We start from the raw sequence: 15,774 nt of genomic DNA, 5'->3' as shown, positions 1-15,774 counted from the left end.
ATCGTTTCTTTCGCCTGAAGAATTTTCCAACCGGAACTTTATAAAGCAAACCGCGTGCCATGAAATGGCACGCGGTGCACGATCATTTTTGCCGGGTTGGATCGGCGTGGGGTTGTGTGGTGGGGATCTATACCCAGCCCCCCAATTCGCGTTCGGTCAGGCGGACCAGCAGGTCGATATGGGCGGGGCTGCTGTTCAGGCAGGGAATATAGGTGAAATTCTGCCCCCCAGCGGTAAGGAATGTCTCCCGAATGCCCTGGTTGACCTCCTCCAGCGTCTCCACACAGTCGCTGACAAAGGCGGGGGCCATGATGGCAAGGTTCTTCACACCCTGTTCCGGCAGGGCCTTCACCATCGGTTCCAGATAGGGCTGCAGCCATTCGGTGCGGCCAAAACGGGACTGGAAGGCAAAGCGCAGCTTGTCCGCTGTCCAGCCCAGTTCTTCGCGCAACAGCCGCGCCGTCTTCAGGCAATAGCAATGATAGGGATCGCCCTTTTCCAGATAGGCCTTGGGCAGGCCATGGAAGCTGGTGATCAGCAGATCGGGCGTCCAGTCCAGCCCGGCCAGATGGTCGCGCACGCTGGTGGCCAGCGCGCTGATATAGGCCGGCTCATCATGATATGTCGGCACGGTGCGCAGCGCCGGCTGGCGGCGCATGGCCATCAGGGCACGGAAGGCCTGATCGCAGGCCGTGGCCGTGGTGGTGGCGCTATATTGCGGATAGAGCGGGAACAGCAGAATGCGTTCGCACCCTGCCGCCGTCAGCCGTTCCAGGGCGGCGGCGGTGGAGGGGTGGCCATAGCGCATCCCCCATTCCACCACCACGCCATCGCCATGGCGGGCCGCCATGGCGGCGGAAAGCAGCAGTGCCTGTTCGCGCGTATGGGTTTTCAGCGGGCTTTCATCCAGTTCCCGGTTCCAGATGCCGGCATAGGCATGGCCGCTCTTCTTCGGCCGGAAGGTCAGGATGATGCCCTGCAGGATCGGCTGCCAGATCAGGCGCGGCACTTCCACCACCCGCCGGTCGGAGAGGAATTCCGACAGATAGCGCCGCATCGACCAGTAATCGGTGCCCTCCGGCGTGCCGAGATTGATCAGCAATACGCCGACACGCGGCGTCTTTACAGGCTGGTGACCGGCGGGCAGGTGGGGGGAGGGGGCTTGCAGCACGATATCCTTTGGGGGTTCCGGGCAGGTCAGGCTTTCATGCGCACCATCGCCAGCAATGTGCGCCGATGGCGATGCGCCTGCATCAAGATATCTGCTGGCGCTGAACCTTCAATGATCAGCTGTTCCCCTTTGGCCACAAGGCCGGCCCCATGCTGACGCAGGGCATGAAAGACTTTCTCAGCGGATTTACGCTGTTGCATTGGATCAACTCCCGATCACATGTCCGATTGGTCGTTATTCTGGCCGAACCGCCGGCGATAGGGAAATCGATTGATCTGATCAGGGTGATAGGGATGGGTTATCGCTCCCCGCCCCTTCCGGGGCGGGGAGCGATCAGAACGGCTTAGAGTCCGTCTGAAAAGTTTTCCTTCTTTCTCAACATGTTAATGTCTTAATCCCGTCACCCCGGCGAAGGCCGGGGTCCAGTTCGTAGAGCAAAACGCTTGTGATTCTGGACCCCGGCCGCAGCATGGGTGACGGGAGCGTTTAAAGATAAGACGTTTAAGACGTTGAGATCGCGTGAAACTTTCCGGACGGGCTCTTAGGCCCCGCAGCACTTCTTGTATTTTTTGCCCGACCCGCAGATGCAGGGATCGTTGCGGCCAACCTTCACCACGGTGCGCGGGCGCTGGCCCATGATGCCATCCACATACCACCAGCGGCCATCCTGCTTCTGGAAGCGGCCGGTTTCATGGTGAATCAGTTCCTTGCCATCCATGATGAACTTGGCGACGAACTCGACATAGGCTTCATTGGCGTCCTTGCCATCGGCGGTGGAGCGCACTTCCAGCCCGGTCCACTGGCTGTTCTTCGCCCATTCCGTCACCTGTTCGGCGTCGAAATCATCCTGCGTGCCCGGCAGCAGCGTTTCACCCAGATAGGCGACATTGGCCGTGGCGAAGGCAGAGTAACGCGAGCGCATCAGCGCTTCCGGCGTCGGCGGCACGGCCGCCCCCGAGAGGTAAGGACCGCAGCATTCATCAAAGGCGCGGCCGGAGCCGCAATGGCAATTCGTCATGTCACGTCTCAAGAACAAAACCGGTTTGGCTGGGCACAGGGGATAGCGCAAAGCCAGCCCCACCGCCAGTGCCGGCTTTGCAGGGGCGGTCCCGGGCTGGCGGCCGCCCCGTCGGGTTTCTGGATCGACAACGGGTTATTGATAGAAATGTTCTATCGCAGCATGGGACAGCTATGTTGAAACGCGTGCAAGGCTCTGTTTCTCTCAACTGAAACGATGTTGAGACGAAAGGCAGCCCCCGATGCCAAGCGCGTCCCATCGCCCCACCTGGGATCCGTTCCGGGCGGAAGCGATTATTGCTGACCATGCCCAGATGCCGGGCGCCCTGTTGCCCATCCTGCACGCGCTGCTGGAAGAGTTCGGCCATGTGCCCGAACCGGCGGTGCCGCTGCTGGCGGATGCGCTGAACCTGTCGCGGGCGGAGGTGCATGGCGTCATCACCTTCTATCATGATTTCCGCCATGATCCCGCCGGCCGCCATGTGGTGAAGCTCTGCCGGGCAGAGGCGTGCCAGTCCATGAAGGGGGAGCATACGGCCAGCCACCTGCTGCGCCGGCTGGGCATTGATTGGGGCGGCACCACGCCGGACGGGTCGGTGACGGTGGAACCGGTCTATTGCCTGGGCCTCTGCGCCACGGCCCCCGCCGCCCTGGTGGATGGCGAACCGCATGGCAGGCTGACCCCGGAAAGCCTGGCCGGCATTGTTGAGGAGGCGCGGCGCGCATGAATACCGCCCCGATATCGCCGATCCGGCTGTTCATCCCGCAGGACGTGGCAGCATTGGCTGTGGGGGCGGAGCGGGTGGTGAAGGCCATCACCAGCCATGCCGCCGCCGATGGCACAGCCATCAGCATCATTCGTACCGGCTCGCGCGGGCTGTTCTGGCTGGAAACGCTGGTGGAGGTGGAAACACCCGCCGGCCGCATCGCCTATGGCCCGGTCAATCCGCATGATGTGCCGGGCCTGTTCAATGCCGGCTTTCTGCTGGGCGGCGCCCATCCGCTGCGGCTGGGCCGGATGGAGGATCATCCCTGGCTGAAGGGCCAGACGCGGCTGACCTTTGCCCGCTGCGGCATCGTCGATCCGCTGTCGCTGTCCGATTATGAGGCGACGGGCGGTTACAAGGGCCTGCGCCACGCCTTGACGATTGGCCCGGCGGCCATTGTGGAGACGGTGACAAAATCCGGTCTGCGCGGTCGCGGTGGGGCCGGCTTTCCCACCGGCGTGAAATGGAAGACGGTGGCCGACACCAGGGCCCCGCAGAAATATATCGTCTGCAACGCGGATGAGGGCGATAGCGGCACCTTCGCCGACCGGATGATCATGGAGGGCGATCCGTTCTGCCTGATCGAAGGCATGAGCATTGCCGGCATCGCGGTCGGGGCGACCAAGGGGTACATCTATTCCCGCTCCGAATATCCCCATGCCAACCGCACCATGCGCGCCGCCATTGCGGAAGCCTACCGTACCGGGCGGCTGGGGGCCGATATTCTGGGCAGCGGCGTCACGTTCGATCTGGAATTGCGCGTTGGTGCCGGGGCCTATGTCTGCGGGGAGGAAACCGCCCTGCTGGAAAGCCTGGAGGGCAAGCGCGGGCAGGTGCGGGCCAAGCCACCGCTGCCGGCGCATAAGGGCCTGTTCGGCCAGCCGACCGTGATCAACAACCTGATCTCGCTGGCCACCGTGCCGGTGATCCTGGCGGAAGGGGCGGCCTATTATGCCGATTTCGGCATGGGACGTTCACGCGGCACCATGCCAATCCAGATCGCCGGCAATGTCCGCCATGGCGGGCTGTATGAAACGGCGTTCGGCGTGACGCTGGGTGAAATCGTTGAAGGCATCGGCGATGGCACCGCCACCGGTCGCCCGGTCAAGGCGGTGCAGTGCGGCGGCCCGCTGGGCGCCTATTTCCCGCCGATGCTGTTCGACACACCCTATGATTATGAGGCGTTTACCCAGCGTGATGGCCTGATCGGCCATGGCGGGATTGTGGTGTTTGATGACAGCGTGGACATGGCGGCGCAGGCGCGTTTCGCCATGGAATTCTGCGCCATTGAATCCTGCGGCAAATGCACCCCCTGCCGCATCGGCTCCACCCGGGGGCGGGAGGTGGTGGAAAAGATCATGGCGGGCCGCGATGTCGATGCCAATCTGGCCCTGCTGGAAGATCTCTGCGCCACGATGAAGTTCGGCTCGCTCTGCGCGCTGGGCGGCTTCACCCCCTATCCGGTGTTGAGTGCCGTGCGCCATTACCCGGAGGATTTCCGGCGGCGTCATGCGGCGGCGGCGGAGTAGGGGGGATGAGCGCCCCCATCAACATCCCTTATTCCATGCCTTCCCCGCGAAAGCGGGGAACCAGGGGCCACAAGAACCAACGCTTCGGTGCACTTGGCCCCTGGACCCCCGCTTTCGCGGGGGAGGCAGCAAAAACGCAATGTGCTGAAACAAGCTCACCTCATTCCCACGCCTGCCCCCACCCCCGGAGGAACCCATGACCCTGATCCACGAGATCGACTATGGCACGCCCAGGTCCAAGTCGGAGAGCATGGTCAGCCTGACCATTGACGGGGTGGACATCAGCGTGCCGGAAGGCACATCGGTGATGCGGGCGGCCATGGATGCCGGCATCCAGGTGCCGAAACTCTGTGCCACCGACATGCTGGATGCCTATGGTTCCTGCAGGCTCTGTCTGGTGGAGATTGAGGGGCGCAACGGCACCCCCGCTTCCTGCACCACGCCTGTCGCGCCCGGCATGAAGGTGGCGACGCAGACGCCGAAGCTGGCCAAGCTGCGGCGTGGGGTGATGGAGCTTTATATCTCCGACCATCCGCTGGATTGCCTGACCTGTGCCGCCAATGGCGATTGCGAATTGCAGGATATGGCCGGTGCTGTGGGCTTGCGGGAAGTGCGCTATGGCAATGAGGTTGAAACCCATCTGGGCCAGGAAAAGGATACCAGCAACCCCTATTTCACCTTCGATCCCAGCAAATGCATCGTCTGCGCCCGCTGCGTGCGGGCGTGTGAGGAGGTGCAGGGTACCTTTGCGCTGTCCATTGCCGACCGGGGTTTTGCGTCCAAGGTGAATGCCGGGGCGGGGCAGGATTTTCTGTCATCGGATTGCGTATCCTGTGGGGCCTGCGTACAGGCCTGCCCCACGGCGACGCTGATCGAAAAATCGGTGATCGAGATCGGCCAGCCTGAACATTCCGTCGTCACCACCTGCGCCTATTGCGGGGTTGGCTGTTCCTTCAAGGCGGAAATGCGCGGGACCGAACTGGTGCGCATGGTCCCCTATAAGGATGGCAAGGCCAACCGGGGCCATTCCTGCGTCAAAGGCCGCTTTGCCTGGGGCTATGCCACGCATAAGGAACGTATCCTGAAGCCGATGCTGCGGGCGAAGATCAACGATCCCTGGCAGGAAGTGACCTGGGATCAGGCGATTTCCCATGTGGCATCTGAATTCAAGCGCCTGCAGGGCCAATATGGCCGCAATGCCATTGGCGGCATCACCTCGTCCCGCTGCACCAATGAAGAAACCTATCTGGTGCAGAAGCTGATCCGGGGTGGTTTCGGCAATAATAATGTCGATACCTGCGCCCGCGTCTGCCATTCCCCCACCGGCTATGGGTTGAAGACGGCGTTTGGCACCTCTGCCGGTACGCAGGATTTTGACTCCGTGGAGCACGCCGATGTGGTGGTGGTGATCGGGGCCAACCCCACCGATGGGCATCCCGTCTTCGGCTCCCGCCTGAAAAAGCGGTTGCGCCAGGGGGCCAAGCTGATCGTCATTGATCCGCGCCGGATTGATCTGGTGCGCCAGCCGCATGTGGAAGCGTATTTCCATCTGCCGTTGCGTCCCGGCACCAATGTGGCGGTGCTGACGGCTATGGCCCATGTCATCGTCACCGAAGGGCTGGTGAATGAAGCGTTCGTGCGTGAACGCTGCGATTGGGAGGAGTTCACCGATTGGGCGGATTTCGTCTCCGACCCGCGCCACAGCCCGGAGGCGGTGGAACAATATACCGGTGTGCCGGCGGAGCATCTGCGCGGTGCCGCCCGGCTCTATGCCACGGGCGGCAATGGGGCGATTTATTACGGCTTGGGCGTGACCGAGCATAGCCAGGGCTCCACCACCGTGATGGCCATTGCCAATCTGGCCATGGCCACCGGCAATCTGGGCCGGGAAGGGGTGGGGGTGAACCCGCTGCGCGGGCAGAATAATGTGCAGGGGGCCTGCGACATGGGGTCGTTCCCGCATGAAATGTCAGGCTACCGCCATGTGGCGGACGATGCGACGCGGGAGATGTTTGAAAATCTCTGGGGTGTGACCCTGGATAATGAACCGGGCCTGCGCATCCCCAACATGCTGGATGCCGCCGTCGGTGGCAGCTTCAAGGGGCTGTATGTGCAAGGGGAGGATATCGTTCAATCCGATCCCAACACCACCCATGTCGCCGCTGGCCTGTCGGCGATGGAATGTGTGGTGGTGCAGGATCTGTTCCTGAACGAGACGGCGAATTACGCCCATGTCTTCCTGCCCGGCAGCACTTTCCTGGAGAAAGACGGCACCTTCACCAACGCCGAACGCCGCATCAATCGCGTGCGCAAGGTGATGCCGCCGCGCAATGGGGCCGGCGGGCCGGGGCTGGCGGATTGGGAAATCACCGTGGCCATCGCCAATGCCATGGGTTTCCCGATGAATTACAAGCACCCGGCGGAGATCATGGACGAGATTGCCGCCGTCACCCCCAGCTTCAAGGGCGTGTCTTACGCCAAGCTGGAGGAACTGGGATCGGTGCAATGGCCCTGCAACGACAAGGCCCCGGAAGGCACGCCCGTCATGCATATTGGCGGCTTCGCCCGTGGCAAGGGCAAGTTCGTCATTACCGAATATATCCCGACCGACGAGAAGACGGGCCCACGCTTCCCCCTGCTGCTCACCACCGGGCGCATCCTGTCGCAATATAATGTCGGCGCGCAGACACGGCGCACGGCCAATACCGTTTGGCATCAGGAAGATCGGCTGGAAATCCACCCGCATGATGCCGAACAGCGCGGCGTGCGCGACGGGGATTGGGTACGGCTGCAGAGCCGGGCGGGGGAGACGACGCTGCGGGCGCTGATCACCGACCGGGTGGCACCGGGTGTCGTCTACACCACCTTCCACCACCCGATGACCCAGGCCAATGTCGTCACCACCGACTATTCCGATTGGGCGACCAATTGCCCGGAATATAAGGTGACGGCGGTGCAGGTATCGCCCAGCAATGGCCCCTCTGACTGGCAGGAGCGCTATCAGGCCCATGCCGACCTGTCGCGCCGCATTTCCGGCCACGTGAGTGCGGCGGAATGAGTGATCAACCTCTCCCCCAAGCCGTAAGGATAACCCCCGGTCAGGCGTGGCGGGCGGGGGAAATGCAGCCGCATCAACGCCATCTGGCCGAGGAAACACCGGTCGCCTTCAGCTATGACGGGGCCGCCCATGCGGTGATGATGGCGAGCCCGGCAGACCTGGAGGATTTCGCGGTCGGTTTCAGCCTGACCGAAGGCATCATCGATCAGCCATCCGCCATCCGGGAACTGGAGCTGGTGCCGGTTCCGGATGGCGTGAACCTGCGCCTGTGGCTGGAACCGGCGGCGGCGGCACGGGCGGAAAGAAGGCGGCGGCGGCTGGCCGGTCCTGTCGGCTGTGGCTTGTGCGGGATTGAGAGTTTGGCGGAAGCCAACCGCGCCCTGCCGGTGGTGACGGCACAGCCCCGTTTCACCCCGACCCAACTGACAAACGCCATGGCGCAACTGGCGGCGCTGCAGCCGCTGAACCAGCAGACCCGCGCCGTTCATGCCGCCGCCTTCTGGACCGCCAATACCGGCATCGTTGCCGTGCGGGAGGATGTCGGGCGGCATAACGCGCTGGACAAGCTGGCCGGCGCCCTGGCACGCGCCGGTATCTCCCCGGCTGCCGGCATCCTGCTGCTGACCAGCCGGGTATCGGTTGAAATGGTGCAGAAGGCGGCCAGTATCGGCGCACCTGTCATCGCCGCCATTTCCGCCCCCACGGCGCTCGCCGTGCGGCTGGCTGAACAGGCTGGCATCACCCTGGCCGCCATCGTGCGTGGCCCGGAGTTTGAGCTGTTCACCCATCCAAATCGTATTGACGGAAAGGCAAAGGCCGATGTCGCCTGACAAGCTGGTCAGCATGGCCAACCAGATCGGCAAATTCTTCGCCACCCAACCCGGCGACCAGGCCGCCGCTGGCATCGCCGACCATATTCGCAGCTTCTGGGATCCCCGGATGCGCCAGACAATTCTGGCGCATCTGGATGCGGGTGGACAGGGGCTGGACCCGCTGGTGCGCCAGGCATTGGAAAGTCTGCGCATACAGGCGTGAGGTTTTGGCACCTCGCGCCCCCAGCACGGTGCGCTATAAGCGCCGGCCGCAAGTGACTGAACAGGCAGGAAACTGGAACAGGAGGCGTGAAAAGGATGAGTGCTGCCAATCCCCCTTTAGATGCGGATGGCGTGGGCCTGCTGGATAAGCAGCGCATCATTGCCCAGCCCGGATTCAACCGCTGGCTGGTGCCACCGGCAGCCCTGGCCGTGCATCTGTGCATCGGCATGGCCTATGGTTTCAGCGTCTTCTGGCTACCGCTCAGCCGGGCGCTGGGCGTCACGGCCCCGGTCGCCTGTACGGACCTGAATGTCCTTTCGGCCCTGTTCACCACCAGTTGCGACTGGCGGGTGGCCGACCTGTCGATCATGTACACCTTGTTCTTCGTCTTCCTGGGCTGTTCGGCGGCCGTGTGGGGCGGCTGGCTGGAAAAGGTCGGGCCCCGCAAGGCCGCCTTTGTCTCCGCCCTTTGCTGGTGTGGCGGCATGGTGATCGCTGCCTTCGGGATCATGACCCATCAACTCTGGCTGATGTGGCTGGGCTCCGGCGTCATTGGCGGGATCGGGCTGGGGCTTGGCTATATCTCGCCGGTCTCCACCCTGGTGAAATGGTTCCCCGACCGGCGCGGCATGGCCACCGGCATGGCCATCATGGGCTTTGGCGGCGGGGCGATGATCGGCGCGCCGCTGGCCGACATTCTGATGAACATGTTCCGCAGCCCCACCAGCGTGGGCGTGTGGCAGACCTTCCTGGTGATGGCGGCCGGCTATTTCGTGTTCATGGTGGCCGGGGCCTTTGGGTATCGCATTCCGCCGGCCGGCTGGCGCCCGGATGGCTGGGCCGCACCGCCCCCAAGCGGTAAGGTTATGATCACCCATGGCCATGTGCATCTGCGTGATGCCCATAAAACCAAGCAGTTCTGGCTGATCTGGGCGGTGCTCTGCCTGAATGTCTCTGCCGGTATCGGCGTGATCGGCATGGCCTCGCCCATGCTGCAGGAAATTTTCGCTGGTTCGCTGATCGGCGCGCCGGATGTGGGCTTCAATGCCCTGGATGAAAGCCAGCGCAAGGCGGTGGCGGCCATTGCCGCCGGCTTCACTGGCCTGCTGTCGCTGTTCAATATCGGTGGCCGCTTCTTCTGGGCCTCGCTGTCGGACAAGATCGGCCGCAAGGCGACTTACTTCACCTTCTTCGCGCTCGGCATCGTTCTCTATGGGCTGGCCCCCTGGGCGGCCCATGCCGGTTCTGTCGCCCTGTTCGTCGCCTTCTTCTGCATCATCCTGTCCATGTATGGCGGCGGCTTTGCCACCATCCCGGCCTATCTGGCGGATATTTTCGGTACCCAGTTCGTGGGCGCCATCCATGGCCGCCTGCTGACGGCCTGGGCCACGGCGGGCATTATCGGCCCGTTCGTCGTTACCTTCATCCGCGAAGCCCAGATCGATGCCGGGGTGCCGCGCGATCAGGTCTATGATTTCACCATGTATATCCTGGCCGGGATGCTGGTGTTGGGGCTGCTGGCCAATCTGGCCGTGCGGCCGTTGGCGGAGAAATGGTTCATGCCCGACAGCGAAGTGGCGGCCCTGCAGGCCTCCGCCCGCGCCGCGGCCGCCCAGCAGGTGACCGGTTCCTTCGGCATTGGCAAGGGCGGTCTGGACGGCAGGGCGGCATTGGCCTGGCTGGCGGTCGGTATCCCCATCCTCTGGGGTGTCTGGGTCACCCTGCAAAAGGCGGCCGTGCTGTTTCATTGAGTAGTTGGGGGCAGGTGCCGACGGGAACCCGGTACCTGCCCCCAAGCGGTAAGGATGTGGAAAAGCATCGTCATTCGGCGGAACTGGCGATAGAACAGGGTGCAAAGCCAATTCCTGCCATGAGGGTTCCATGTTCGCGCGTTTTGCCGCTTCGCTGCTGTTGGGGATGGTGCTGGTCGCGGCCCCCACCCTGGCCCAGGCGCAGACCAGCCCTGCCGCCCCCGCTGGCCAGACCAAGCAGGCCAAGGTAGAGGGCTTCCGCAATGCCCGCTTCGGCATGAATGAGGAAGAGCTGCGCAAAGCCATCGCCAAGGATTTCAACCTGACCGGTGACGCGGTGCAGAAGGTGGAAGACCCATCGGAACGCACTACGGCCCTGCTGATCAAGGTCAAGGATCTGCTGCCGGACAGCGGCGTGGGCGTGGTCGCCTATATCATGGGCTACAAATCCAAAAAGCTGTTCCGCGTCAATGTCATCTGGGGACGGGAAGCGGGTTCGGACACCAAGGCCGAAAATATCGTCTCCGCCGCCAACGCCCTGCGTAATTTCCTTACCGATCAGGGCTATAAGCCCGATACGCTGGTGTTGAACCACCCGCTGGATGGCGACAATGTGCTGGTGTTTCAGGGCAAGGATAACCAGGGCCGCCTGACGGAACTGGTGCTGGGCCTGATCACGGAAAAGGCCGACAAGCCCAATGCCCAACCGGTGGTGAAGGGGGCGAATCTGCGGCTCTCCTATGTTGAAAAGCCGACCGCCCCCGATATCTACCGTATCGATGGCGGTTTCTGATCCGGGGTATCCTTACTGGTTGGGGGATATCAAGCGTTTGTTTTAAAACGAAATTGTGCGGCGCGTTAAAAATCAACAGCCTCTGTGAGCCGGATCACAGAGGCTGTTTGCATTTGAACCCATAAGTGCCGGTACAGAAATGTACCCGTCAGTACAGTATCTTTCCGCCCGGCCTATCGCCATGGTGATAGGGTCGGCAGCGCAAAGAAATCTACCTGTGTTGCCGGATGCATGATACATCCGCCATCGGATGTAATTTGACAACCGCGCGTCCGGCGCGGAGAACGACCGATCACTGGGGATCACTGCACCATGCCCACCCTCTCCCGTCTCAAAGGGCCGCTCGCGCTCGGTAGCGTCCTGCTGTTACTGACCGCCTGCGGCAAGGAACAGCATGCCATGGGTCCGATGGGACCAGCGGAAGTGGGGGTGGTCACCCTGTCGGCCAAACCCTATACGCTGACCACGGAACTGACCGGCCGTATCACCGCCTTCCAGGTGTCCGAGGTGCGACCGCAGGTGGGTGGCATCATCAAGAAGCGCCTGTTTGAGGAGGGCAGCACTGTCCAGGCCGGCCAGGCGCTCTATCAGATTGATCCGGCTACCTATAAGGCGGCTGCCGCTGAGGCTGAGGCCAAACTGAAAAGCGCCCAGGCCCAGGCGGTTGCCACCCGCGCCAAGGCGGAGCGTTACCGTGAACTGGTGCGCGTGCGCGGCGTCAGCCAGCAGGATTATGACGATGTCGTCGCCCTGCTGGGCCAGCAGGAAGCGGCGATTGCCTCTGCCAAGGCCGCGCTGGAAACGGCGCGGATCAATCTTGGCTATACGGAAGTGAATGCGCCGATTTCCGGCCGCATCGGCCGGTCGCGCTTTACCGAGGGCGCCCTGGTCACCGCCGGTCAGGCGGACATGCTGACCAACATCACCGACCTGTCCAAGGTCTATGTCGATCTGACCCAGTCGGCGGAAGAGATTTCCGCGCTTCGCCGGCAGATCGCCAATGGCCAGCTTTCCATGCCCGAAGGCGGCAAGCTGCGGGTCACCCTGCTGATGCCCGATGGCAGCGAATATGCCGAGGCCGGCACGCTGGATTTCTATGAAGTCACCGTCGATCAGACGACGGGCATGGTGACCCTGCGCGCCACCTTCCCCAATCCGCGCCAGGAACTGCTGCCCGGCATGTTCGTGCGTGCCCGTGTGGAACAGGGTGTGATGGCTGACGCCATCCTGGCGCCGCAGGTCGGCATCCAGCGCGTTGCCGGTGGTGCTGCTATCGCCATGGTGGTGGGGGCAGACAACAAGGTGCAGATGCGCCCGGTTGAAACCCGTCAGGCTGTCGGTGACCAGTGGCTGGTGACCAAGGGCCTGGCCGCCAATGAACGGATCATCACCGAAGGGGTGCTGAAGACGGCCCCCGGTGCGGAGGTGAAGCCCGTACCCGCCGGCCAGAAGCCGACCGCCCCTGCCGCCGGTGCTGCACCCCAGGGCCAGGCCCACTGATCGGAGCGCCGCATCATGGCAAAATTCTTCATCGATCGCCCGGTCTTCGCCTGGGTGCTCGCGATTATCGTCATGTTGGCGGGCGCGCTTTCGATCATGCGCCTGCCGATCGAACAATATCCGGCCATCGCGCCGGTGACCATTTCGGTTACCACCTCTTACCCTGGTGCTTCGGCGGAGACGCTGGAACGCACGGTGACCCAGGTTATCGAACAGAACCTGAAGGGCATCGATAATCTGCGGTACATCTCCTCCACCAGTGACAGCACCGGTACCGTTTCCATCAACCTGACCTTCAATGCCGGCACCAATGGCGATATTGCCCAGGTGCAGGTGCAGAACAAGGTGCAGCCGGCGCTCGCCAGCTTGCCGTCAGAGGTGCAGCAGCGCGGCGTGGTGGTGGCCAAGTCGTCGGCCAGCTTCCTGATGGTGGCAGCGTTTGTTTCCACGGACGGGCGGTTGAACGATGCCGATATCGGCGATTTTGTCGCCTCGCGCATCCAGGATCCGATCAGCCGCGTCAATGGCGTGGGCAGCATCCAGGTTTTCGGCTCCTCCTATGCGATGCGCATCTGGCTGGACCCGAACAAGATGACCAGCTACGGCCTGACCGTGGCGGAGGTTTCGGCCGCTATCAAGGCGCAGAATGCTCAGGTCTCCGCTGGCCAGATCGGTGGCACGCCCTCGCCCAAGGGCCAGCAGCTGAACGCCACCATCACCGCCCAGTCGCGCCTGCAGACGCCGGAGGAATTCGGCACCATCCTGGTGCGCACCAATACGGACGGCTCCACGGTCCATCTGCGCGATGTGGCGCATGTGGAACTGGGGGCGGAAAATTCCGACTTCGTGTCCCGCTATAACCGGATGCCGGCGGCCGGCCTTGCCATCAACCTTGCCACCGGCGCCAATGCACTGGGCACGGCAGAGGCTGTAAAGGCAGAGATTGAGACGCTGCGCCCGTCCTTCCCGGCCGGGGTCGATGTGGCCTATCCGTTCGAGACGACGCCCTTCGTCAAGCTCTCCATCCATGAGGTGGTGAAGACCCTGGGCGAAGCCGTGGTGCTGGTCTTCCTGGTGATGTACCTGTTCCTGCAGAGCTTCCGCGCCACCCTTATTCCCACCATTGCGGTGCCGGTGGTGTTGCTGGGGACGTTCGGTATTCTGGCGGCGTTCGGCTTCACCATCAACACCCTCACCCTGTTCGGCGTGGTGCTGGCCATCGGCCTGCTGGTGGATGATGCCATCGTCGTGGTGGAAAATGTCGAACGCGTGATGGCGGAGGAGGGGCTTTCCGCCCGCGAAGCCACCCGCAAATCCATGCAACAGATCACCGGCGCCCTGGTGGGTATTGCCATGGTGCTGTCGGCGGTGTTCGTGCCGATGGCCTTCTTCCCCGGCTCCACCGGTGTGATCTATCGCCAGTTCTCCATCACCATTGTGTCTGCCATGGCGCTGTCGGTGATGGTGGCCATCGTGCTGACCCCGGCAATGTGCGCCACCATCCTGAAAAGCCAGGCGCATCATGAGCGTAAAGGCTTCTTCGGCTGGTTCAACCGGACCTTCGACCGCAGCAACCGCCGCTATGTCTCGGTTACCGACCGGCTGGTGAACCGGCCGGTGCGCTACCTGCTGCTCTTCGTTGCCATTGTTGGCGGTCTGGCGGTGCTGTTCACCCGGCTGCCCAGCTCCTTCCTGCCCGAAGAAGACCAGGGCATCATTTTCGCCCAGGTGATGACGCCTTCCGGTTCCACCCAGGAACGCACCCTGGAAGCGGTGAAGAAGGTGGAGGATTATTTGCTGGGGCAGGAGAAGCAGTATATCAACGGCGTCTTCTCCATCACCGGCTTCTCCTTCTCCGGCCAGGGGCAGAATACCGCCTTGGTGTTCGTGAACCTGAAGGACTGGAAGGAGCGCGGTAATAAGGAAGGCCGTGCCCAGGCCATCGCCATGCGTTCCATGGGCGCCTTCATGATGACCATCAAGGACGCACTGGCCTTTGCCTTCACCCCGCCGGCGGTGTTGGAACTGGGTAATGCCACCGGCTTTGACCTGCAATTGATCGATCAAGGCGGTGTTGGCCATGCCAAACTGCTTGAAGCCCGCAACATGTTCCTGGGCATGGCCGCCAAGAATCCCGCATTGGCCAATGTCCGCCCCAATGGCATGGAAGATGCTGCCCAGTTGAAGGTCGATATCGACAAGGTGAAGGCCGCCGCCCTGGGGCTCAATCTCGCCGATGTCAACAGCACGCTCAGCAACATGTGGGGTTCGGCCTATATCGACGATTTCGTCGACCGGGGTCGCGTCAAGCGCGTCTACCTGCAGGCCGAAGCCCAGTTCCGCATGTTGCCCCAGGACATCAATCTGCTGCATGTCCGCAACGCAAAGGGCGAGATGGTGCCGTTCTCGGCCTTCGCCAAGGCTGAATGGATCCATGGCCCCGTGCGTCTGGAGCGTTTCCAGGGTAACTCGGCGATGAACATCCAGGGTGAGCCGGCGCGCGGCTATTCCTCGGGTGCCGCCATGGCGGCGGTAGAGGAGATTGTTGCCAAGCTGCCGCCCGGCATCGGGCTGGCCTGGACGGGCCTGTCTTACGAGGAACGTCTTTCCGGCTCGCAGGCCCCGGCGCTCTATGCCATCTCGCTGCTGGTCGTCTTCCTCTGCCTGGCGGCTCTCTATGAAAGCTGGGCCATCCCGGTGTCGGTGATGCTGGTGGTGCCGCTGGGTGTGTTGGGGGCGGTGGTTGCGGCCACCCTGACCGGCTTGCCCAATGACATCTATTTCCAGGTCGGCCTGCTCACCACCATTGGCCTGTCGGCGAAGAATGCGATCCTGATCGTGGAATTCGCCAAGGAATATTATGAGAAGGGGATGGACCTGATCCCCGCCACACTGGAGGCGGCGCGCCAGCGCCTGCGGCCGATCTTGATGACCTCGCTGGCCTTCGTGCTGGGTGTGACGCCGCTGGCGATTGCCTCGGGCGCCGGCTCGGGCAGCCAGAACGCCATCGGTATCGGCGTGGTCGGCGGCATGATCTCCGCCACCCTGCTGGCTATCTTCTTCGTGCCCATCTTCTTCGTGGTGGTGGAGAAGCTGGTCCTTCGTTTGAACCGGTCGAAGCGGCAGGAAAACGCCGCCAACCGGGAGGGCTGA

Annotated in this window: 12 protein-coding genes; 9 read left to right on the top strand and 3 right to left on the bottom strand. The window is 62.8% G+C overall.

Translation table 11 applies throughout. From position 1 onward, the window contains the following. Positions 1-127: 127 nt before the first annotated feature. The 3 genes from hemH to PCJ49_RS19125 form a co-directional block, all read right to left on the bottom strand. Complete coding sequence (hemH, locus tag PCJ49_RS19135) at positions 128-1,171, bottom strand: ferrochelatase (RefSeq protein WP_269912345.1); 1,044 nt, start codon at positions 1,169-1,171, stop codon at positions 128-130. Positions 1,172-1,197: 26 nt separating this feature from the next. Continuing rightward, positions 1,198-1,371 (bottom strand): hypothetical protein, encoded by a 174-nt coding sequence (locus tag PCJ49_RS19130; protein WP_160106008.1) that lies wholly within the window; start codon positions 1,369-1,371, stop codon positions 1,198-1,200. 341 nt (positions 1,372-1,712) lie between these two features. Next, positions 1,713-2,189: a YchJ family protein gene (locus PCJ49_RS19125; protein WP_089289536.1), complete on the bottom strand. Its 477-nt coding sequence runs from the start codon at positions 2,187-2,189 to the stop codon at positions 1,713-1,715. A 241-nt stretch (positions 2,190-2,430) separates the two neighbouring features. On the opposite strand from PCJ49_RS19125, the gene PCJ49_RS19120 reads away from it, so the two are divergent. The 9 genes from PCJ49_RS19120 to PCJ49_RS19080 all read left to right on the top strand — a co-directional run bounded on the left by PCJ49_RS19120 (position 2,431) and on the right by PCJ49_RS19080 (position 15,774). Then, positions 2,431-2,916 carry a formate dehydrogenase subunit gamma gene (locus tag PCJ49_RS19120; RefSeq protein WP_269912344.1) on the top strand — a complete coding sequence of 162 codons (486 nt, stop codon included), beginning with the start codon at positions 2,431-2,433 and terminating at the stop codon, positions 2,914-2,916. Then, entirely contained in the window at positions 2,913-4,484 is a 1,572-nt protein-coding gene (locus PCJ49_RS19115; protein ID WP_269912343.1) for an NADH-quinone oxidoreductase subunit NuoF, read from the top strand. Before PCJ49_RS19120 ends, PCJ49_RS19115 begins: the two co-directional genes overlap by 4 nt. A gap of 196 nt (positions 4,485-4,680) precedes the next feature. After that, positions 4,681-7,542 (top strand): formate dehydrogenase subunit alpha, encoded by a 2,862-nt coding sequence (gene fdhF / locus PCJ49_RS19110; protein ID WP_269912342.1) that lies wholly within the window; start codon positions 4,681-4,683, stop codon positions 7,540-7,542. 62 nt (positions 7,543-7,604) lie between these two features. After that, positions 7,605-8,372: a formate dehydrogenase accessory sulfurtransferase FdhD gene (gene fdhD, locus PCJ49_RS19105; protein ID WP_269912341.1), complete on the top strand. Its 768-nt coding sequence runs from the start codon at positions 7,605-7,607 to the stop codon at positions 8,370-8,372. Next, on the top strand, positions 8,362-8,577 hold the full coding sequence (locus PCJ49_RS19100; RefSeq protein WP_269912340.1) for a formate dehydrogenase subunit delta: 216 nt from the start codon (positions 8,362-8,364) through the stop codon (positions 8,575-8,577). The genes fdhD and PCJ49_RS19100 overlap by 11 nt, the downstream gene beginning before the upstream one ends. Positions 8,578-8,672: 95 nt before the next feature. Then, positions 8,673-10,328 carry an OFA family MFS transporter gene (locus tag PCJ49_RS19095; protein ID WP_269912339.1) on the top strand — a complete coding sequence of 552 codons (1,656 nt, stop codon included), beginning with the start codon at positions 8,673-8,675 and terminating at the stop codon, positions 10,326-10,328. Positions 10,329-10,458: 130 nt separating this feature from the next. Continuing rightward, a complete protein-coding gene (locus PCJ49_RS19090) occupies positions 10,459-11,121 on the top strand; it encodes a hypothetical protein (protein WP_089289529.1) in 663 nt (220 codons plus the stop codon). Positions 11,122-11,520: 399 nt separating this feature from the next. Further along, positions 11,521-12,621 carry an efflux RND transporter periplasmic adaptor subunit gene (locus PCJ49_RS19085; protein WP_269912338.1) on the top strand — a complete coding sequence of 367 codons (1,101 nt, stop codon included), beginning with the start codon at positions 11,521-11,523 and terminating at the stop codon, positions 12,619-12,621. Between the two features lie 15 nt (positions 12,622-12,636). After that, positions 12,637-15,774: an efflux RND transporter permease subunit gene (locus PCJ49_RS19080; RefSeq protein WP_269912337.1), complete on the top strand. Its 3,138-nt coding sequence runs from the start codon at positions 12,637-12,639 to the stop codon at positions 15,772-15,774.

This window comes from Niveispirillum sp. BGYR6, from assembly GCF_027568365.1.
Classification (GTDB): Bacteria; Pseudomonadota; Alphaproteobacteria; order Azospirillales; family Azospirillaceae; genus Niveispirillum.
Note: the sequence above shows the minus strand (reverse complement) of the source record. Positions and strands in the feature narration are given on the sequence as shown.